The sequence below is a fragment of the Streptomyces sp. SID11385 genome (genome assembly GCF_010548245.1).
Taxonomy (GTDB): domain Bacteria; phylum Actinomycetota; class Actinomycetes; order Streptomycetales; family Streptomycetaceae; genus Streptomyces.
Genome location: NZ_JAAGLR010000688.1, coordinates 14,166 through 34,147 on the forward strand (window position 1 = coordinate 14,166; position 19,982 = coordinate 34,147).

Consider the following 19,982-nt stretch of genomic DNA (forward strand, 5'->3'; position numbering starts at 1 on the left):
CCCGTATGACGGGTGCGCAACGCAGGGAGCAGTTGCTCGACATCGGGCGCACGCTCTTCGCGGCGAAGGGCTTCGAGGGGACGTCGGTGGAGGAGATCGCGGCGAAGGCCGGGGTCTCCAAGCCGGTGGTCTACGAGCACTTCGGTGGCAAGGAGGGGCTGTACGCGGTCGTGGTGGACCGCGAGATGCGGCAGCTCCTGGACATGGTGACGGGTGCCCTGACCGCGGGGCACCCCAGGGAGCTGCTCGAACAGGCGGCTTTCGCGCTCCTGGACTACATCGAGACGTACACGGACGGTTTCCGCATCCTGGTCCGTGATTCCCCGGTGGCCCAGTCGACGGGCACGTTCGCGTCGCTGATCAGCGATATCGCGACGCAGGTCGAGGACATCCTGGGCAGCGAGTTCAAGAGCCGCGGTTTCGATCAGAAGCTGGCGCCGCTGTACGCGCAGGCGCTGGTGGGGATGGTCGCGCTGACGGGCCAGTGGTGGCTGGACGCCCGCAAGCCGAAGAAGGCGGAGGTCGCGGCGCACCTGGTCAACCTGGCGTGGCACGGGCTGGACGGGCTGGAGCAGAAGCCGAGGCTGATAGGGCATCGGCGGCAGTGAGTCTCTTCCGGGTGCGGTCGGCGGGGGGGGTGGGGGCCTGGGGCCGGGTGGCTGGGTGCGGGGGTCGGGGCCTTGGGCCAGGTGCCCGGGGGCTGGGGGCGTCAGCTTCGGGGCGTTGATCACTCTTTGTGCTGACGCACGGGCAAAGTGCCCGGTACGGTGATCCCAGCGCTCCAGACTCGCGTCCATGGGAGGAACGATGACCGCCGAATCCCCGCAGGACGCTGGTTACCGCTGGCCGGTACCGCCCCCGGGTGGGTGGACCGTGGAGGACCTTTTCACGCTGCCTGATCTCCCGCCGCACACCGAGTTGCTCGACGGGAGCCTGATCTTCGTGAGTCCGCAGCGAGACCCGCACTCCGTGATGATCGACCTGCTGGTCGCGGGACTGCGCCGAACGGCACCGCCGAAACTACGGGTACGCAGGGAGATGACCGTCGTCCTGGACGAGGGCAACGGCCCCGTACCGGACGTGATCGTCTTGCACGCCGAGGTCGTGTCCCGGGAGAGGACGCGGTACGAGGCCACGGACGTCGTCCTGGCCATCGAGGTGATCTCCCCGGAGTCGCGACGCCGCGACGAGCAGTACAAGCCGCGCAAGTACGCGGCCTCCGGCATCCCGCATTTCTGGCTGGTCGAGATGCCCACGGACGACACTCACCCCGTGGTGCGTACGTACGAGCTGGACCCGGTGTCGGACACGTACAGCCTGACCGGCATCCACCACAAGCGCCTTCAGGTCCCGGCGCCTTTCGACGTCGATCTCGACATCACCTGGGACGCTGTGGACTCCCTGTAAGGGGCTCCAGGAACTCCAGCCTGTTGCCCACCGGGTCCTCGGCGTAGAAGCGGCGGTGGCTCGGGAGGTTGTCGTCCCAGGTGACGGGGATGCCGTGGTCGGTGAGGCGGGCGGCGAAGGCGTCGATGGCGGTGACGCGGAGGCCGGGGTGGGCCTTGCGGGCGGGGCGGAAGTCCGCCTCGATGCCGAGGTGGAGTTGTACGGGCCCGGTGCCGAACCAGCAGCCGCCGCGTGCGGCGAGGACGGAGGGCTTGGGGAGTTCGGTGAGACCGAGGGCGTCGACGTAGAAGGCGCGGAGGCGGTCCTCACTGCCGGGCGGGGCCGCCAGCTGAACGTGGTCGAGGGCCGTGATCATGCTCGTACTCCCTGGTCAGGCCGCGTGGGCGACGGCGAAGAGGCGGCGGAAGGGGAAGACGGTCCCGTGCGGCCCCGCCGGGTAGGCGGCGCGGAGGGCGTCGCGGTAGGTGGTGAGGAAGTCGGCGTGGGCCTCGGGGTGGGGGGCGAGGGCGTCGAGGACGGGGCGCAGTCCGGTGCCCTTGACCCAGTCGAGTACGGGGTCCTCGCCGGTGAGGAGGTGGAGGTACGTGGTCTCCCAGACGTCCGCGGCGAGGCCGAGCGCGGTGAGCCGGGCGAGGTAGTCGGCGGGTTCGGCGACGGCGTCGCCGTGGCGCAGTACGCCGTCCAGGAGCGGACGGAAGCGGGGCAGGGCGGCGGTCTCGCGCATGAGGACGTGGCTCGGCGCGCCGAAGTTGCCGGGGACCTGGAAGGCGAGGGTGCCGCCGGGGTGGAGGGCCTCGGCCCAGGCGGGGAGCAGGTCGAGGTGGCCCGGGACCCATTGGAGGGCGGCGTTGGAGACGATGAGGTCGTAGCCGCGGTCGGGATGCCAGTCGGTGAGGTCGGCCGCGGCGAAGTCGAGGGTGCCGCCGCCGTCGAGGGGCCCGGCGTACTCGGCGCGGGCCCGGTCGAGCATGGCGGGCGAGTTGTCGAGTCCGGTGATGCGGGCGGCGGGCCAGCGGGCGGCGAGCAGCGCGGTGACGTTCCCGGCCCCGCAGCCGAGGTCCACGACGCGGGGCCGCTCGGTGGCCGGGTCGGGTACGCGGGCGAGCAGTTCGGCGAAGGGCCGGGTGCGGTGGTCGGCGTGGCGCAGGTACTGGGCGGGGTCCCAGGTGGGCGCGAGGGGCATGACGTACTCCTGACGCGGGCCGGTCAGAGGGCCGGGACGGCGAGCGCTTCGATCTCCACGCGGAAGGCGGGGTGCACGAGGGCGGTGACCTGGACGAGGCTGGAGGCGGGCGGGCGCGCGGGGTCCTGGTGCGCGTCGCGGACCGCGCGCAGGGCGGGGAGGTCGCGGGCGAGATCGGTGAGGAAGAAGGTGTATTTGACGACGTGCGCGAGGTCGGAGCCGGCCGCTTCGAGGGCAGTGGCGAGGTTCGCGTACACCTGCCGGACCTGCGCCTCCGTATCGTTCTCGCCGACGAGGTTGCCCTCGGCGTCGAGGGGGACCTGACCGGAGACCACGACGAGCGGCCCCGGTACGGCGACGGCGTGGCTGTAGCCGTTGACGGGCGGGGAGCCCTCGGGGCGTACGTGGTGCTGCGGCACGGTGGTACCTCCTGGGCGGGGATCGTGTGCTGTCATCATGAAGCCGAGTTATCTCGACGTCAAGAGACTTCACGTCGAGCGACCCTCTACACTGGGGGCATGGAGGACGAGGTCGACCGGCTGGTCGCGGCCTGGCGCCGGGAGCGCCCGGACCTCGACGTGGAGCCGCTGGAGGTGCTCAGCCGCGTCAGCAGGCTGGCGCGTCATCTGGACCGGGCCCGCAGGCTCGCCTTCGCGGAGCTGCATCTGGAGACGTGGGAGTTCGACGTGCTCACGGCGCTGCGGCGCGCCGGGCAGCCGTACCAGCTCTCGCCGGGCCAGCTGCTCACGCAGACGCTCGTCACCTCGGGCACGATGACGAACCGCATCGACCGCCTCACGAAGAAGGACCTCGTCGAGCGCCTCCCCGACCCGAGCGACCGCCGCGGCGTCCTGGTCCGCCTTACCCCTTCGGGCCGCGAAGTCGCCGACGCCGCCCTCGCCGGTCTCCTGGCCCAGGAACGCTCCCTCCTCTCCGAACTGAGCCGCACCCAGCGCCAGGACCTGGCCGACCTCCTGCGGCAGCTCACGGCACCGTTCGACAACACGCCGAACTGACGAGATTACGAGGCGACGAGCTGACGGAGCGGTGGGCTGCCAGGGTGCGGACCGACAGACCCTGGCCCGGACTTCGGGAACGGTCCTCACTCGAAAGTGTGAGGGGTTTTTCGGGTTTGGTGGAGTTATCCACAGATTTGCGGTTCTGGTCGGGAGGGCGGTCGGGGAGCCGGAAGAATTGATGGCAGCGGGTGGCCCACCTCCCCTTTGGGAGGGTGGGGTCTGTGTGCGGGGGCCTGGTCGACTGCGCCCCCCTCCCCCCCTCACCCCACCCGCTGATCCACCGGCCCCACCCCCGCCCTCCGCGCCAGCGCCACCGCCGCCAGCGTGGAGTGGACGCCCAGCTTGCCGAGGACGTTCTGCATGTGGGTGCGGACCGTGTGCGGGGAGAGGTAGAGGCGGTCGGCGACCGCCTTGCGGCCCAGGCCAGCGACCATGCAGCGCAGCACCTCGCGTTCGCGCGGGGTCAGGGACTCCACCAGGCGCTCCGACTCGGTGCGGTGGCGGCGGGCCGCCGTCAGTTCGCGCAGGACGCCGGTGAGCAGGGCCGGCGGAAGGTGCGTCTCGTCGCGCAGCACCCCCCGTACGACCGTGAGCAGCCGGGAGAGCGAGCAGTCCTTCGCGACCCAGCCGCTCGCCCCCGCCAGCAGGGCCAGCGCCGCACGGCGCGGGTCGTCGCGCTCGGCGAGGACCACCGTACGCACCCCGGGCTGCGTCGCGCGTAAGCCGCCCACCAGGGAGATCCCGTCGAGCGGCTCCTCCGCGGCGGGCGCGTCCTGCGGGCGGGCCTGCCGGGGGACCGGGCTGACGCCGAGGTCGGCGTCGACGAGGACGACGTCGAAGGGGCGTTTCTCGGTCGCCGCGCGTTCCAGGCTGCGCAGCGCCGCCGGGCCGCTGCCCGCCGCGCCCACGTCGACGTCCGGCTCCGCCGCCAGCGCGGCGGCGAGCGACTCCGCGAAGATCCGGTGGTCGTCGACGACCAGCACCCTCGTACGCATCACGGCCTCCCCCTCCCTCCGTCCCTCGACGGAGGTGACCCCGCCTCAGAGTACGGACGCGGGCACTTCCCAGGAGAGGATTTCCCCGATTCCCGCCCGAAACACCCCTCCCCGGGAGAGACCGGCGGGACAGCGGTGGCACACCGCCCCGCCACGCACGAGCGACGCACCACCGCCACGCGCCCCAGCCCCGCCGGACAGCCAGGCGCCACCGCCACCCGCAATGGCCCCCACGGGCTCACCGCACCCGCCGCGCCCCCTCGCTCGGCACCGCCGAGAACACGCGTGGCTCGCGGTGGCCCGCCTCCGCGAAGGCCCGGGCGACCTCCGCCTTCACCGGCTCCACGAGGCCCGCGTCGACCAGGACGATCGCCGAGCCGCCGAAGCCGCCGCCCGTCATGCGGGCGCCGAGGGCCCCGGCCCGTACCGCGGTCTCCACGACCAGGTCGAGTTCGGGGGCCGAGACGCGCAGGTCGTCGCGGAGCGAGCGGTGGCCCTCCGTGAGGATCTGGCCGACGGCGCGGATCTCGCCCGCGTCGAGGAGTCGCGCGACGGTCTCGACGCGCTCGTCCTCCGTGACGACGTGCCGCACGTAGCGGCGCACGCGCTCGTCCTCGAGCTTTTCGAGGGCCTGCGGCAGCGTCTCGAAGGGCACGTCCCGCAGTTGGCCGACGCCGAGCAGCCGCGCCCCCTCCTCGCAGCCCGCGCGCCGTTCCGCGTACGCGCCGTCGCCGAGCGCGTGCTGCACACGGGTGTCGAAGACGAGCAGGTCGAGGCCGTGCGCGGACAGGTCGAAGGGGACCTGGCGGGCGCTCAGGTCGCGGGTGTCCATGTGGAGTACGTGCCCGGCCGTGCAGCGTGCCGAGGCCGTCTGGTCCATGATCCCGGTCGGTACGCCGACGAAGTCGTTCTCCGCGCGCTGCCCGACCCGGGCGATCTCCGCGCGGTCGATGCCGAAGGAGAAGAGGTCGTTGAGCGCGAGGGTCGTGACGACTTCGAGCGCGGCCGAGGAGGAGAGCCCGGCACCCGTGGGCACGGTCGAGGCGAGGTGGATGTCCGCGCCGCCGACGTCGTAACCGGAGGTGCGCAGAACCCAGACGCAGCCGGTCAGGTAGCCGGCCCAGCCGGTGTCGGCGGCGGGCGCGAGCGTCGCGAGGTCGAGGCGGAGCGCGGGGCCCTCCATGTCGGCCGAGTGGACGCGCAGCACCCCGTCCGTACGGGTACGGACCGCGGCGACCGCCGTGTGCGGGAGCGCGAGCGGCATGACGAAGCCGCCGTTGAAGTCGGTGTACTCGCCGATGAGGTTGACGCGGCCGGGGGCCGCCCAGATGCCCTCGGGCTCGCTCCCGTACAGCTCGCGGAAACCGGCCGCGACCTCGTCGGCGTGCGCGAGCGCGGTGTCCTGCGGCGCGGCGGTGTCCCGCGAAGGCGCGGGGCCGTTGCCCTGGCCGGGGATGAGGTCGCTCATCGGGCTGCCTCCGCGAGTCGCTGGGCGAAGGCCCAGGCATCGGCGACGATGCCGGTCAGGTCGGTACGGGAGGGCTGCCAGCCGAGTGCCTGCCTGGCGCGTTCCGCCGAGGCGACCAGGACGGCCGGGTCGCCCGCGCGGCGCGGCGCGCTCTCGGTGGGGATCTCGTGCCCGGTGACCTTGCGGGCCGCCTCGATGACCTCGCGCACCGAGAAGCCCGTGCCGTTGCCGAGGTTGCAGATCAGGTGCGTGCTCCCGGCGGCGGCCTTGAGGGCGAGGAGGTGGGCCTCGGCGAGGTCGGCGACGTGGATGTAGTCGCGGACGCACGTGCCGTCCGGGGTCGCGTAGTCCTCGCCGAAGACGGAGACGGCGGCGCGGCGGCCCTGGGCGACCTGGAGGACGATCGGGATGAGGTGCGACTCGGGGTCGTGGCGCTCGCCGAAGTCGCCGTAGGCGCCGGCGACGTTGAAGTAGCGCAGCGAGACGGCGGCGAGGCCGTGGGCGCGGCACTCGTCGGCGATCATGTGGTCCACGGCGAGTTTCGTGTTGCCGTAGGGGCTCGTGGGGATCGTCGGGTCGGTCTCGACGATCGGGGTGTTCACGGGTTCGCCGTACGTCGCCGCCGTCGAGGAGAAGACGAGGCGGCCGATGCCCTTGGCGCGCATCGCGTCGAGGAGGGCGCGGGTGCCGCCGACGTTGTTGCCCCAGTACTTCTCGGGCTTCTCGACGCTCTCGCCGACCTGGGATGAGGCGGCGAAGTGGAGGACGCCGTCGATGCCGTCCGGCAGGAGGGTCGCGGCGTCCTGGATGCGGCCCTCGATGAACGCCGCGCCCTCGGGGACCGCCGCGCGGAAGCCCGTGGAGAGGTCGTCGAGGACCGTGACGCGGTGCCCGGCGCGCAGCAGGTGCGCCGTGACGACGCTGCCGACGTAACCGGCCCCGCCCGTGACGAGGTAGTGGCCGCTCATGCGCGCCCGTCCTTGTGAAGTCGCTGACCGCAGCTCACGCGTGCGCCACCTCTCGCAGTCGCTCGGCCGCCTTCTCCGGCGGCACGTCGTTGATGAAGACGCTCATGCCGGACTCGGAGCCGGCGAGGTACTTCAGCTTGTCCACGGTCCTGCGGATCGTGAACAGCTCCAGGTGCAGCCCGAAGTCCGCCCGTTCCAGCGGTTCGCCCGCCCCTGTGCTGTACGCGGCGTACTCCTCGGGGGTGAGGAAGGGCGCCTGGTGCCAGCCGGAAATATACGGGGTGCGTCCGGCGTCGGGCCCGAAGAGGCGGTCGAAGCGGCGCAGCAGGTCCAGGTAGACGACGGGCCATTCGGCGCGCTGCGCCTCGTCGAGTTCGGTGAGGTCGGCGACGCGGCGGTGCGGGTAGAGGTGCACCTCGTACGGCCAGTGCGCGGCGTGGGGGACGAAGGCGGTCCAGTGCGCGCCCTCGATCACGACGCGTTCGGAGGCCGCGCGTTCCTCGGCGAGGACGTGGTCGAAGAGGTTCCCGCCTCCGGTGGCGGCCTTGTGCGCGGCGGCCGAGCGGAGCATGAGGGCGGTACGGGGGGTGGTGAAGGGGTAGCCGTAGATCTGCCCGTGCGGGTGGGCGAGGGTCACGCCGATCTCCTCGCCCCTGTTCTCGAAGGGGAAGACCTGGCGCACGGCCGGGTGGCGGGAGAGGGCGTCGGTGCGGTCGGTCCACGCGTCGAGGACGAGGCGGGCGCGGGTCTCGTCGAGGTCGGCGAAGGAGGCGTGGTGGTCGGAGGTGAAGCACACGACCTCGCAGCGGCCGGTGGGCCCGGAGAGCGAGGGGAAGCGGTTCTCGAAGACGACGACGTCGTAATCGGAGTCCGGGATCTCGGTCAGGTGCTCGCCGCCGCGCGTCGGGTCGAGCGGGCACAGCTCGGCCGGTGGGTGGTACGTACGGCCCTGGCGGTGCGAGGCGATCGCGACGGCGTCGCCGAGGAGCGGGTCGCGGCGTACCTCGGAGGCGGTGCTGATCGGGTCGAGCGGGCGCTTGTCGACGGCGTCGCGCAGCGCGTCGGTCGAGTCGAGGTCGTAGTAGATCAGCTCGCGGCCGTCGGCGAGCCGGGTCGGGGTCTTCTTCAAGGCAACCGTTCTTTCTGGCGAATCGCCGCACGCGGGTGGGGCGCCGCCGCGTCGTCCGTCGCACCGTCACCTCGTAACGAACATAATTCAACATAACAAACCACGTCTACGGGCAGGCACTACGCCACGGTCGAGGGCCCCTGCGCCATACAGGGGCCAATCGCCGCCAAGAGAACATCACGATCGAACAAAGAACACCACATGTGGAGTTCGTGGCGCGCGAGCGCGGGCACGCGCACCGCCGTACGAAGCACCATCCCCCACCGTCCCCACCGCCCCTCTCGCCCCTTCCCCCTCATCCCCAACGCACAAAGCGAGTTCCCCCCATGTACCTTGCGGACGGGCTCAGACTCCCGACCAACTGGCTGGACTACACGATCCTCGCGCTGTACTTCGTCGTCGTCCTCGGCATCGGTTTCGCCGCGCGACGCAGCGTGAAGACGAGCCTCGACTTCTTCCTCTCCGGGCGCTCCCTGCCCGCGTGGGTGACCGGTCTCGCCTTCGTCGCGGCGAACCTCGGCGCCACGGAGATCCTCGGCATGGCGGCGAACGGCGCGCAGTACGGCGTCTACACCGTGCACTGGTACTGGATCGGGGCCGTCCCCGCGATGGTCTTTTTGGGCCTCGTGATGATGCCCTTCTACTACAACTCGAAGGTCCGCTCGGTGCCGGAGTTCCTCCTGCACCGCTTCGGCAAGTCCTCGCACCTGCTGTCGTCGATCATCTTCGCGGTGTCCGCGGTGCTCATCGCGGGCGTCAACCTGTACGCGATGGCGATCGTGCTCGAAGCGCTGCTCGGCTGGCCGCAGTGGGTGGCGATCGTCGTCGCCGCCGCGTTCGTCCTCGTCTACATCACGGTCGGCGGGCTCTCCTCGGCGATCTACAACGAGGTGCTGCAGTTCTTCGTGATCCTCGCCGCGCTCATCCCGCTCACCATCGTGGGCCTCAAGCGCGTCGGCGGCTGGGGCGGCATCACGGACAAGCTGGACGCCTCGAAGGGGGACAGTTTCCTCTCGGCCTGGCAGAACACCGGGATCGGCTCGGACAACCCGCTGGGCGCGAACTGGCTGACGATCGTCCTCGGTCTCGGTTTCGTGATGGGCTTCGGGTACTGGACGACGAACTTCGCCGAGGTGCAGCGGGCGCTCTCCGCGAAGAACCTCTCGGCCGCCAAGCGCACTCCGCTCATCGCGGCCTTCCCGAAGATCTTCATCCCCGCGATCGTCGTGATCCCGGGTCTCATCGCGCTCATCCTGGAGCCGTCGATCGGCAAGCAGGGCGGGAAGTTCGAGTTCAACGACGCGATCCCGCTGCTCATGCGCGACCTGCTGCCCAACGGCGTGCTCGGCATCGCTGTGACCGGGCTGCTCGCCGCGTTCATGGCCGGGATGGCGGCGAACATCTCCTCGTTCAACACGGTCTTCACGACGGACATCTGGCAGCCGTACATCAAGCCGAACATGCCCGACGCGCACTACCTGAAGGTCGGGCGGGTCATCACGGCCGTCGGTGTCGTGATCGGCATCGGGACGGCGTTCATCGCCTCCGGCTTCAGCAACATCATGAACTACCTCCAGACGCTGTTCTCCTTCTTCAACGTCCCGCTGTTCGTGGTGTTCATCATCGGGATGTTCTGGAAGCGGACGACCGGCCCGGCCGGGTTCTGGGGGCTGCTCTCGGGGACCGTCGCCGCGATGATCAACTACTTCTGGTTCTACAAGCAGGGCGTCATCGGCATCCCGAGCGACCAGGGGGCGAACTTCGTCTCCTCCATCGTCGCCTTCGTGGTCGGCGCGGTCGTCATGGTCGTCGTGACGATGGTGACGAAGCCGAAGCCCGCCGCGGAACTGCAAGGGCTCGTGTACGGGACGAAGTCGCCCGGTGCCGAGGAACCGCCCGCCGAGGGCGACGACGCCTGGTACCGCAAGCCGGCGCTGCTCGGCTGGGGCGCGCTGATCCTCGCGGCCCTGTGCTACGTCCCGTTCTCCCTGTGAGCCCCTTCGAGCCCTCCCCGTCTGACCCGGCAAGGACGACACGACCATGAGCGACCACAGCAACCCCAGAGACGACGACAACACCCCCGGCGCACCGCACGACGCCCGGAAGCCGGCGAACCTCGACGACATCGAGGCCGTCGAGCGGCTGGAGCGCGAATCCGCCACCGCGAGCCGCCTCTTCGACGTGCGGCTCATCATCGGCGGTCTCTTCACGGTCTACGGGATCATCGTCACGATCACCGGCATCACCGCCTCGGACGCCGACCTCGCCAAGGCGCAGGACATCAACATCAACCTGTGGACGGGCCTCGGCATGCTCGTCCTCGGGCTGCTGTTCCTGGCCTGGATGCTGTGGCGCCCGCAGACGCCGCCGCCCGTCGAGGAGATCGTCGAGGACCTCAACCGCGAGGAGTAGCGGGGCCCGACGAGGGGCCGTCCCGGCCGGGTGCGCCCGGCGGGGACGGCCCCTTTCCGCTGCCCGCCGTACCGCCGGGCCCCCGCGAGCGGCCGTCGTCAGCCCGCGTCCGTGTTCCGGGGGCCGAGGAGGGGCAGGGCGTGGTCGAGGAGGCCGGTGCGGGCGGCGAGGGCGGCGGCTTCGAGGCGGGAGCCGACGCCGAGTTTCATCAGTACGCGCTGGACGTGGGTGCGGGCCGTGGAGGGGGCGATGTGCATGCCCGCCGCGATGAGCCGGGTGTCCTCGCCCTCCGCGACCCGCGCCAGGACCTCGACCTCGCGGCGGGTCAGCAGGTGCAGGAGGCGTCTGCCCTCGTCGTCGGGCTCGGCCTCCGGGTGGAGCAGGGCGTCGAAGGCGCCCTGGAGGAGCCCCGGGGCCACCGCCGCCTCGCCCGCGCGGGCCTTCATGATGGCGCGCTCGACGCCTTCGATGCGCTCGTCGTGCCGTACGTAGCCGCACGCCCCGGCCGCGAACGCCGCCGCGATGCCGCGCGGGCTCGGCACCGGTCCGAGGACGAGCACCGCCGTCTGCGGGCGCTCCCTGCGGATCTTCACGACCGGGTCGAAGGCGCCCGGCTCGGCCGGGGCCGCCGTGCCGAGCAGGCACACCTCCGGCGCCCGGCTGACGACGAGGTCGGCGGCGCCCGCCGCGGGGGCCGCGGCGGCGAGCACCCGGTGCCCGCGCAGTTTCAGCGCGGAGGCGAGCGCCTCCGCGAGCAAGCGGTGGTCGTCGACCACCATGAGCCGCACTCCCATGGGCATCCCCCGCGTCCCCCCGTGTCCCCGCCTCGTCCCGGCCCCGCCCCCGCCGGGGCTGTCCCCCGGCCGGTCCGTCGTGCACCGGAAGCTACACGGATGTTCGACCTGGCGCGCCCCCTCCGGTGAAGAAGTGCCCCGTAATGCTGAAATCCCCCGGTTTTCGGGGGTGTTGCGTGTGGACGAGCGGGTTGTGCGGACGCGGAGGAGGAGCGCGTACGGGGCGGGGGCGCCCTTGCGCGCGCCCCCGCCCGCCTCAGCCGGCCTCAGCCCGCCTCAGCCCTTCGTGCCGAAGGACAGCGCCAGGTACGGGATGCCGTCGTCGGCGTCGACCGGTTCCTTCTTCTCCTCGGGCATGGTCTGGCCGAGGTACAGGCGGCCGTCGCCGAAGACGATCTCCGAGAAGTCGTGCAGGAACTTGTGGACGGTGTTGCCGCTCCGCTCGTCGTCCGGGGTCTTCAGCAGCACCTGGCTCTTCATCGTCCTCGTGTCGACCGAGACGACCTCGCTGCCCTGGTCGTAGGGGCCGGTCCGGTAGGCGAGCAGCCGGGGGCCGTCCATGCGCAGCGGGCGCAGCTCCCAGTCCTCGCCCGCGTCGAGGCGCTGGCCGGTGAGCTTGCCGGTGGCCAGGTCGAAGGCGACGATCTCGTTGGTGGTGGAGTACCCCTCCCGCTTGCCCTGGTGCTCCTCGGTCGGCACATAGAGCCGGTCGCCGCCGACCGCGAAGTTGCCGCACCCGGAGACGGCCGTCGCCTCGCACGAGGCGCCGTACGTCTTCGCGTCGGCGGGCCAGCGCGCGCGGAGCTTGCCGGTGCGCCCGTCGATCGAGAAGAAGTCCGAGACGCCGGAGCCGTCCTCGGCCGCCTCGTTGACGTCCGCGCCGACGACGAGCGGGCTGACCGAGAGGATGTGCGCGAAGCCGATGCCGGGCGGCATCTTGTACTCGGCGGCGACCGAGCCGTCCTTCGGGTCGAGCTTCTGGACGAACAACTGGTCCTGGTCGGTGTTGATCGTGCACTTGCGGATCACCGCGAGGCCGCCGCTGCCGCCCTGGTAGCCGACGTCGTAGCACTCGTCGCCCGGCTTCGGGGACCACACCTGGTCGCCCGACTTCAGGTCCCAGCCGTAGCCGCCGCGCGTGCCGCCCGCCGCGACGGTGCCACCGCCCACGGTCACCTCGGTGAAGATCGCGCTGCCCTGGCCCGAGCCGACGCCCTTCGTCCACAGCGCCTTGCCGGTGCGCAGGTCGACCACGGTGATCTTGTCGCACTGGCCCACGTCGTCCTGCGTGGGCCGCACGCTCTTGTGCAGGACGGCGGTGAGCCCCTCGTCGCTCTGGAACCCGCTCGCCGCGCACACGGGCCCCGGCAGCTTCAGGTTCCACAGGCGGTTTCCGGCCACGGCGTCGTAGCCGTTGATCTCGGAGAGCCCCGTCTTCGCGTACACCTTGCCGGTGAGCCAGGAACCGGGCAGTTCGTAGACCTTGGAGTTCGCCCCGGTGTAGATCATCGGCACGGAGAAGAGCTGCGTGGCCGCCGGGTCGGCGGGGGCCTTCTCCTTCGCGGGGCCGGCGGCGGGGTCGTCCGTGCCGGTGCCGCCGTCCTTGCCGTCCTTCTTGTCGTCCTTGTCCTTCGCGACCGGCGTCTCGTCCGTGCCGGAGTTCGCGTACCAGACGCCGCCGCCGACGATGAGCGCGATGACGAGCACGGTCGTCCCGATGATCCAGAACACCGGCCCGGGACGGCGGTTCCCCGGCCCGGTGGGCGGCTGACCGGCGCCGTGTCCCTGCTGGGTGTACGGGGCGGTCCCGTACGGGGGCGCGGGGTGCGGGTAGCCGTAGGCGGCCTGACCGCCGCCCTGGGCGGGGCCGGGGTGCGGGGCACCGTAGGCGGGCGGGGGCGGGGCGGCCTGCGGGGTGCCGTAGGCGGGGGCGGGGGGTGTGGGAGACGGCGGCGGCGGGGGCGGCGGGCCGAAACCGGCGCTCGCCGCGGGTGGGCCGAAACCGGGCGGGGTGTCCCGCGGGGGCTCGCCACCGGACGGCTCGTGCGGGGGCCGGGGCGGTGGCTGGGGCGGCTGAGTCATCAGCGCTACCTCGTGGCGGGCTCGCGCCCCCCGTCCGGCTCCCCCGCCGTTCCGTGGGTGATCACCCCGCGGAACGGAGCGGATCGGGACGCGCTCCCCCGCGGTCCTTGGTCGGTCGGGCGGGGACCTCTTTCTACCACCGCCCGCCCCTGCCGCACCCGGCCCCCGCTCCCCCGTGCCCAAGGCAGAACCGGCGCGTGATGCTCCCGTGACCGGCCCGCGCCGCCCGGGCCGCTACTCGGCGAGTTCGAGCCAGCGCAGTTCCAGCTCGTCCTTCTCGCCGACGAGGGCGCGGAGTTCGGCGTCGAGCCCGGCGACCTTCTCGAAGTCCGTGGCGTGCGTCGCGATCCGCTCGTGCAGCTTCGCCTCCTCGGTGGCGATCCGGTCGAGGCGCCGCTCGATGCGCTGGAGCTCCTTCTGCCGCTCGCGGTCCTCCTTCGCGGAGGTCGCGGCGGGCTTGGGGGCGGCGCTCGCGGGGGCGGCGGCCTGCGCCTGCTGCTCGCGGGCGCGACGGCGTTCCACGTACTCGTCGATGCCGCGCGGCAGCATCCGCAGCGCGCGGTCGCCGAGGAGCGCGAAGACGCGGTCGGTGGTGCGCTCGACGAAGAAGCGGTCGTGGCTGATGACGACCATCGAGCCGGGCCAGCCGTCGAGGAGGTCTTCGAGCTGGGTCAGGGTCTCGATGTCGAGGTCGTTGGTGGGCTCGTCGAGGAAGAGGACGTTGGGCTCGTCCATGAGGAGGCGCAGGATCTGGAGGCGGCGGCGCTCACCGCCGGAGAGGTCGCCGACCGGCGTCCACTGCTTCTCCTTGCCGAAGCCGAAGGTCTCGCAGAGCTGCCCGGCGGTCAGCTCCCGCCCCTTGCCGAGGTCGACCCGCTCCCGCACCTGCTGCACGGCCTCCAGCACCCGCAGATTCGGGTCGAGTTCGGCGACCTCCTGGGAGAGGTAGGCGAGCTTGACGGTCCTGCCGACCTTGATCCGGCCCTTCTCCGGCTGCTCCTCGCCGTCGCCGCGCGAGGCGGCGGCCATGGCGCGCAGCAGCGTCGTCTTGCCCGCGCCGTTGACGCCGACGAGCCCCACGCGGTCGCCGGGACCGAGCTGCCAGGTGAGGTGCTCGATGAGCGTCTTGGGCCCGGCGGAGACGGTCACGTCCTCCAGGTCGAAGACCGTCTTGCCGAGCCGCGCGGACGCGAAGCGCATCAGCTCGCTGTTGTCGCGGGGCGGCGGCACGTCGGCGATCAGCTCGTTGGCGGCCTCGATGCGGAAACGGGGCTTGCTGGTACGGGCCGGGGCGCCGCGCCGCAGCCAGGCCAGCTCCTTGCGGACGAGGTTCTGCCGCTTGGTCTCCTCGGTCGCGGCCCGCCGCTCGCGCTCGGCGCGCGCGAAGACGTAGTCGCTGTAGCCGCCCTCGTACTCGTAGACGTCGCCGCGCTGCACGTCCCACATGCGGGTGCAGACCTGGTCGAGGAACCAGCGGTCGTGCGTCACGCAGACGAGCGCGGACCGGCGGCTCGCGAGGTGGGCCGCGAGCCAGGCGATGCCCTCGATGTCGAGGTGGTTGGTGGGCTCGTCGAGGACGAGGAGGTCCTGCTCGTCGATGAGGAGCTTGGCGAGCGCGATCCGGCGCCGCTCACCACCGGAGAGCGGGCCGATCACCGTGTCGAGCCCGTCCGCGAAACCGGGCAGGTCCAGGCCGCCGAAGAGCCCCGTGAGCACGTCGCGGATCTTCGCGTTCCCCGCCCACTCGTGGTCGGCGAGATCCCCGATCACCTCGTGCCGCACGGTCGCCGCCGGGTCGAGCGAGTCGTGCTGGGTGAGCACGCCGAGCCGCAGCCCGCCGCTGTGCGTCACCCGCCCGGTGTCGGCCTCCTCCAGCTTGGCGAGCATCCGGATGAGAGTGGTCTTCCCGTCGCCGTTGCGCCCCACGACGCCGATGCGGTCCCCCTCGTTGACCCCGAGGGAGACCCCGTCGAGCAGCGCCCTGGTCCCGTAGACCTTGCTGACCGCCTCGACGTTGACCAGATTGACCGCCATCCACACAACTCCCGCTCGCGCTCCCCCGGCCTCGGCACGGGCCTCGGGGGCAGGAGTCCCAGGGTAGTCGGGAGGCGGGGAAAGGATTTTCCGTGGGGCGGCGCGGAGGAGGAATCGGGCGCGCCGTGCGGAGCGCCCTCTTACTGCGCCACCACCGCCGCCCCCGGTGCCGGGGCCGTCGTCACGCGGGCCGTGCGGCAGTGGGAGGTCAGGGCGCGCGCGATCGTGCGGGCGCTGTCGGGGTCCGGGGCGAGGAAGGCCGTGGTGGGGCCCGAGCCGGAGACGAGGGCGGCGAGGGCACCTGCCTCCGTACCGGCGTCCAGCGTGCGGCGCAGGGCGGGGAAGAGGTCGAGCGCGGCGGCCTGGAGGTCGTTGTGGACGGCGGCCGCGAGGGCCTTCGGGTCGCCGCTCGCGAGCGCCTCGATCACCGCCGGGTCGGCCTCGGGCCGCGGGATCGTACGGCCCTCGGCCGCGGCGAGGCGGTCGTACGCGCGGTAGACGGCCGGGGTCGAGAGGCCGCCGTCCGCCTGCGCGAAGACCCAGTGGAAGGTGCCGCCGACCGCGAGCGGGGTCAGCCGCTCGCCGCGCCCCGTGCCGAGCGCCGCGCCACCCACGTAGCTGAACGGCACGTCGCTGCCCAGCTCCGCGCAGATCGCGAGGAGTTCGTCCCTGCTCGCGCCCGTGCGCCACAGCGTCTCGCAGGCGAGCAGCGCGCCCGCGGCGTCCGCGCTGCCGCCCGCCATGCCGCCCGCGACGGGGATGTCCTTCGCGATGTGCAGGTGGACGTCGGCGGGGCGGCCCGCGCGCTCCGCGAGGGCGAGGGCGGCGCGGGCGGCGAGGTTGCTCTCGTCCAGGGGCACCTGGTCGGCGCCGGGGCCCTCGCAGGTGAGGCGCAGGCGCTCGGCGGGGGTCGCGGTCACCTCGTCGTACAGGCCGACCGCGAGGAAGATGTTCGCGAGGTCGTGGAAGCCGTCGGGGCGGGCGGGACCGACCGCGAGCTGGACGTTGACCTTGGCGGGAACGCGGACGGTGACGGCGGCGGGGCTCACGCGGGGGTCTCCTTGTCGGGCTGGTCGGCCTGTCCGGGCTGGTCGGCCTGCCCGGGCTGATCGGCCTGGCCGGGCTGTCCGGGCTGTCCGGGCTGTCCGGGCTGCGGCTTGTGCTCGGCGATACGGGCGAACTCCTCGACGGTCAGCGACTCGCCGCGCGCCTGCGGGGACACCCCGGCCGCGCGCAGCGCCTCCTCGGCCGCGGCGGCCGAACCCGCCCAGCCCGCGAGCGCGGCCCGCAGCCCCTTGCGGCGCTGCGCGAACGCCGCGTCCACGACGGCGAAGACCTCGCGGCGGCTCGCGCTCGTCGTCAGCGGCTCCTCGCGCCGTACGAGCGAGACGAGCCCGGAGTCGACGTTCGGCGCGGGCCAGAAGACGCTGCGCCCGATCGATCCGGCGCGCTTGACGTGCGCGTACCAGGCCGCCTTGACCGAGGGCACCCCGTACACGCGCGAGCCGGGCGGGGCCGCAAGCCGGTCGGCGACCTCGGCCTGGACCATCACAAGGGTCCGCTCGACGCTCGGAAAGTGCTCCAGCATGTGCAGGAGGACGGGGACGGCGACGTTGTACGGGAGGTTCGCGACGAGCGCCGTGGGCGCGGGGCCCGGCAGCTCGCGGACGCGCAGCGCGTCGGAGTGCACGAGCCGGAAATGCGCGGCCTTCTCGGGCAGGCGGGCGGCGACGGTCGCGGGGAGAGCCGCGGCGAGGGTGTCGTCGATCTCGACGGCCGTGACGTCGGCGGCGACTTCGAGCAGCGCGAGCGTGAGCGAACCGAGCCCGGGACCGACCTCGACGACGGTGTCCGTCTCCCGCACCTCGGCGGTGCGGACGATGCGGCGCACGGTGTTGGCGTCGATGACGAAGTTCTGCCCGCGCTGCTTGGTGGGACGTACGTCGAGCGCGGCGGCCAGCTCACGGATGTCGGCCGGGCCGAGCAGGGGGTCGGTGCGAGTCACCCGGCAAGGGTACGTGGCCCCCGCAGGGGAGAACGATCGGTCGGCGGGGGCGCGGAGGCGCTGAGGCGCGGGCAGGGACGCCTGACGCGGGCGTGGCGGCTACGAGGGGCTTCCGGTCCCGCGCAGGCGCGCCGCGTCGCGGGCCGGGGGCAGGCCGAAGGCGGTGCGGTACTCGCGGCTGAACTGCGTCGCGCTCACGTATCCGACCTCCCGCGCCACCTGCGCCGCCGTCGCGTCCCCGGCGGCGAGGCGGCGGCGGGCGGCCTGGAGGCGCACGTACTTCTGGTACCTGAGCGGGCTCATCCCGGTGGCGGCCTTGAAGTGCCGGTGCAGACCGGCGGGGCTCATGCGGGCGACGGCGGCGATCGCGTCGATGCCGAGGGGTTCCGCGTACCGCTCGCAGATCCAGCGCGCGGCCCGGCGCACCCGTTGCGTCGGCGAGTCCGCGAGCGCGCCCGCGCGGAGCACGGGGCCGAGGGGGCCGCGCAGCAGCCGGTAGAGGATCTCGCCCTCGACGCGGGGAGCGAGCGCGCGGATGTCCTCCGGGGAGTCGAGGAGGGTCACGAAGCGGGTCACGGCGTCCACGAGTTCGGGTGCCATGGGCGCGGTGAGCTGCCCCGCGGGGGCGAGCGGGACGCCGGCCGATTCCTCGACCTCGACGAGCAGGTCCGCGAGCAGTCGTTCGTCCACGCGCAGGGTCACGGAGGAGTAGGGCGCTTCGACGACGGAGACCGAGACGGGGAGGTCGATGCTGTTGAGGAGCATCTCGCCCGCGCGGGCGATCCGGGTCCGCTCGCCCGCGGTGCTGCGCTTCGCCCCCGCCGAGACGAAGCAGATCATCGGCTCGTAGAGGAGGTCGACGGGCCCGACCGGCTCCTCGGTGACGGCGAGCGAGAGCCGGGGGACCGCGGTCTCCGTACCGCCTTCGGGGGCATGGCGGGCGACGGCGGCGGTGAGGCGGTGGAGGGCCGCTTCGGAGGGGGAGGGCGCGGCGGCACCCTCCCGTACGGCGTCGTCCGGCACGTACGCGCTCCTTTCCTGCCCGCTCAGCTCCTGACCGCTCAGCTCCGGCCCGCTCAGGTCCGGCCCGCTCAAGTGCGACCTGAGAGGATCAGGCAATGTTACGCGAGTGACGCCCCATGTTTCCCGGTGCGCGCGGTTCTAGCGTCGAGGCATGGCACAGCACGACGACACGACCAAGCTCCCCACCCGCACGCTCGGCGCGCAGGGTCTGCGCACCTCCGCGCTCGGCCTCGGCACGATGGGCATGACGATGGCCTACGGCGACACCGCGACGCCGGACGAGCGCGGCGCCATCGAGACGATCCACCGCGCCCACGACCTCGGCGTCACCTTCTTCGACACCGCCGAGCTGTACGGCATGGGCACGGGCAGCAACGAACAACTGCTCGGCCGCGCGGTGAGGGGCTTCCGCGAGGACGTCGTCCTCGCCACGAAGTTCGGCTTCGACCTGAGCGATCCCGCGCGGGCGGGCGTCGCGCTGGACAGCCGTCCCGCGCACATCCGCGAGGTGACGGAGAACAGCCTGCGGTACCTCGGCACCGACCACATCGATGTCCTGTACCAGCACCGGGTGGACCCGGACGTGCCCATGGAGGAGGTGGCGGGCACGGTCGGGGAGCTGATCGCGGAAGGCAAGGTGCGGTTCTTCGGGCTGAGCGAGGCGGGACCGCGGACCATCCGCAGGGCGCACGCCGTGCAGCCGGTCTCGGTGCTCCAGACCGAGTACTCGCTCTTCGAGCGGGAGGTCGAGACGGCGGTCCTGCCGGTGGTGCGCGAACTGGGCATCGGCTTCGTACCGTACTCGCCGCTCGGCCGCGGTTTCCTCACCTCGGCGGTCCAGCCGGCCGCCGCCTACCCGGCGGACGACATGCGCGCGACGGACCCGCGCTGGCAGCCCGGCAACTACGAGAAGAACCTGGACGCCGTACGGCAGCTGACCGCGCTCGCGGGCGAGAAGGGCATCACCGTCACGCAGCTCGCCCTCGCGTGGCTTCTGGCGCAGGGCGAGGACATCGTCCCCATCCCCGGCACGCGCAGCCCGCGGCGCCTGGCGGAGAACGTGGCCGCCGCCTCGGTCGTCCTCACCCCGCAGGACCTCGCCCGCATCCAGGAGATCCTGCCGCACGGCTCGGCGGGGTCGCGTTACGGGGAGGAGATCATGCCGCAGTGGGACTGAGCGGGGCGAGGGCCTGAGGGCCCGGCCGCACGGGGACGGGCCGGGTGCGCGCGGAGGGGCGCCCCCGGCCCGTAGGCGTTCCGGCTCAGGCCGCGCGGAGGCGGAGGAGACCGCTGGGACGGGCCGGGTGCGCGCGGAGGGGCGCCCCCGGCCCGTACGCGCTCCGGCTCAGGCCGCGCGGAGGCGGACGAGTCCGGCCGCCGTGGGGGCGAAGCCGCAGGCCTTCTCGTAGAAGGGGCGCAAGTGTTCCTCGTAGTCGACGTGGAGCCAGTCGCAGCCCGCCGCG

The 19,982-nt window shown here is 72.6% G+C and carries 19 protein-coding genes and 1 pseudogene; 6 read left to right on the forward strand and 14 right to left on the reverse strand.

Going from position 1 to position 19,982, the window contains the following annotated elements; all coding sequences use genetic code 11:
* Window positions 1-5 precede the first annotated feature (5 nt).
* Both G3I42_RS20865 and G3I42_RS20870 read left to right on the forward strand, forming a co-directional pair.
* Complete coding sequence (locus tag G3I42_RS20865) at window positions 6-608, forward strand: TetR/AcrR family transcriptional regulator (protein WP_203607089.1); 603 nt, start codon at window positions 6-8, stop codon at window positions 606-608.
* 187 nt (window positions 609-795) lie between these two features.
* Complete coding sequence (locus tag G3I42_RS20870) at window positions 796-1,407, forward strand: Uma2 family endonuclease (protein ID WP_203607090.1); 612 nt, start codon at window positions 796-798, stop codon at window positions 1,405-1,407.
* On the opposite strand, the gene G3I42_RS20875 is transcribed toward G3I42_RS20870, so the two are convergent.
* From G3I42_RS20875 to G3I42_RS20885, 3 genes are read right to left on the reverse strand one after another with little or no spacing between them, the layout of a single operon-like run.
* A complete protein-coding gene (locus G3I42_RS20875; RefSeq protein ID WP_164288095.1) occupies window positions 1,379-1,762 on the reverse strand; it encodes a VOC family protein in 384 nt (127 codons plus the stop codon). The genes G3I42_RS20870 and G3I42_RS20875 overlap by 29 nt on opposite strands.
* Before the next feature lie 15 nt (window positions 1,763-1,777).
* Window positions 1,778-2,590 (reverse strand): trans-aconitate 2-methyltransferase, encoded by an 813-nt coding sequence (locus tag G3I42_RS20880; protein ID WP_164288097.1) that lies wholly within the window; start codon window positions 2,588-2,590, stop codon window positions 1,778-1,780.
* A 23-nt stretch (window positions 2,591-2,613) separates the two neighbouring features.
* Window positions 2,614-3,009, reverse strand: coding sequence for a RidA family protein (locus G3I42_RS20885; protein WP_164288099.1), 396 nt, complete (start codon window positions 3,007-3,009; stop codon window positions 2,614-2,616).
* A gap of 99 nt (window positions 3,010-3,108) precedes the next feature.
* Here G3I42_RS20885 and G3I42_RS20890 point away from each other — a divergent pair, with 99 nt between their 5' ends.
* Window positions 3,109-3,606, forward strand: coding sequence for a MarR family transcriptional regulator (locus G3I42_RS20890; RefSeq protein ID WP_164288101.1), 498 nt, complete (start codon window positions 3,109-3,111; stop codon window positions 3,604-3,606).
* Between the two features lie 263 nt (window positions 3,607-3,869).
* Here G3I42_RS20890 and G3I42_RS20895 read toward each other — a convergent pair whose 3' ends face one another.
* From G3I42_RS20895 to galT, 4 genes are all read right to left on the reverse strand, one after another.
* Window positions 3,870-4,607 carry a response regulator transcription factor gene (locus tag G3I42_RS20895; RefSeq protein ID WP_164288103.1) on the reverse strand — a complete coding sequence of 246 codons (738 nt, stop codon included), beginning with the start codon at window positions 4,605-4,607 and terminating at the stop codon, window positions 3,870-3,872.
* 235 nt (window positions 4,608-4,842) lie between these two features.
* A complete protein-coding gene (gene galK, locus G3I42_RS20900; protein ID WP_164288105.1) occupies window positions 4,843-6,072 on the reverse strand; it encodes a galactokinase in 1,230 nt (409 codons plus the stop codon).
* Window positions 6,069-7,040, reverse strand: coding sequence for a UDP-glucose 4-epimerase GalE (gene galE, locus G3I42_RS20905; protein WP_164288107.1), 972 nt, complete (start codon window positions 7,038-7,040; stop codon window positions 6,069-6,071). The genes galK and galE overlap by 4 nt, the downstream gene beginning before the upstream one ends.
* 34 nt (window positions 7,041-7,074) lie before the next feature.
* Complete coding sequence (gene galT / locus G3I42_RS20910; RefSeq protein ID WP_164288110.1) at window positions 7,075-8,169, reverse strand: galactose-1-phosphate uridylyltransferase; 1,095 nt, start codon at window positions 8,167-8,169, stop codon at window positions 7,075-7,077.
* A gap of 326 nt (window positions 8,170-8,495) precedes the next feature.
* Between galT and G3I42_RS20915 the strand changes: the two genes are divergently transcribed.
* Window positions 8,496-10,163: a sodium:solute symporter family protein gene (locus tag G3I42_RS20915; RefSeq protein WP_164288112.1), complete on the forward strand. Its 1,668-nt coding sequence runs from the start codon at window positions 8,496-8,498 to the stop codon at window positions 10,161-10,163.
* Window positions 10,164-10,209: 46 nt separating this feature from the next.
* Entirely contained in the window at window positions 10,210-10,581 is a 372-nt protein-coding gene (locus G3I42_RS20920; RefSeq protein ID WP_164288116.1) for a hypothetical protein, read from the forward strand.
* 98 nt (window positions 10,582-10,679) lie between these two features.
* Here G3I42_RS20920 and G3I42_RS20925 read toward each other — a convergent pair whose 3' ends face one another.
* From G3I42_RS20925 to G3I42_RS20950, 6 genes are all read right to left on the reverse strand, one after another.
* A complete protein-coding gene (locus G3I42_RS20925; RefSeq protein WP_164288127.1) occupies window positions 10,680-11,375 on the reverse strand; it encodes a LuxR C-terminal-related transcriptional regulator in 696 nt (231 codons plus the stop codon).
* Window positions 11,376-11,651: 276 nt separating this feature from the next.
* The gene (locus G3I42_RS20930) at window positions 11,652-13,457 is read right to left on the reverse strand and encodes a PQQ-binding-like beta-propeller repeat protein (protein WP_239096582.1); all 1,806 of its coding nucleotides are present in this window, start codon (window positions 13,455-13,457) and stop codon (window positions 11,652-11,654) included.
* Window positions 13,458-13,691: 234 nt separating this feature from the next.
* On the reverse strand, window positions 13,692-15,491 hold the full coding sequence (locus G3I42_RS20935) for an ABC-F family ATP-binding cassette domain-containing protein (protein ID WP_164288118.1): 1,800 nt from the start codon (window positions 15,489-15,491) through the stop codon (window positions 13,692-13,694).
* A 140-nt stretch (window positions 15,492-15,631) separates the two neighbouring features.
* Entirely contained in the window at window positions 15,632-16,540 is a 909-nt protein-coding gene (locus tag G3I42_RS20940) for a 4-(cytidine 5'-diphospho)-2-C-methyl-D-erythritol kinase (protein ID WP_164288120.1), read from the reverse strand.
* Window positions 16,537-17,496: a 16S rRNA (adenine(1518)-N(6)/adenine(1519)-N(6))-dimethyltransferase RsmA gene (rsmA, locus tag G3I42_RS20945; RefSeq protein ID WP_164288121.1), complete on the reverse strand. Its 960-nt coding sequence runs from the start codon at window positions 17,494-17,496 to the stop codon at window positions 16,537-16,539. The genes G3I42_RS20940 and rsmA overlap by 4 nt, the downstream gene beginning before the upstream one ends.
* Window positions 17,497-17,595: 99 nt before the next feature.
* Window positions 17,596-18,591, reverse strand: a complete 996-nt coding sequence (locus G3I42_RS20950; RefSeq protein ID WP_239096583.1) for an AraC family transcriptional regulator — start codon at window positions 18,589-18,591, stop codon at window positions 17,596-17,598.
* Window positions 18,592-18,670: 79 nt separating this feature from the next.
* Between G3I42_RS20950 and G3I42_RS20955 the strand changes: the two genes are divergently transcribed.
* Window positions 18,671-19,696, forward strand: coding sequence for an aldo/keto reductase (locus G3I42_RS20955; RefSeq protein ID WP_164288123.1), 1,026 nt, complete (start codon window positions 18,671-18,673; stop codon window positions 19,694-19,696).
* A gap of 168 nt (window positions 19,697-19,864) precedes the next feature.
* On the opposite strand, the pseudogene G3I42_RS37735 reads toward G3I42_RS20955, so the two are convergent.
* Window positions 19,865-19,982: pseudogene (locus G3I42_RS37735) on the reverse strand (GNAT family N-acetyltransferase); the annotation flags it as partial.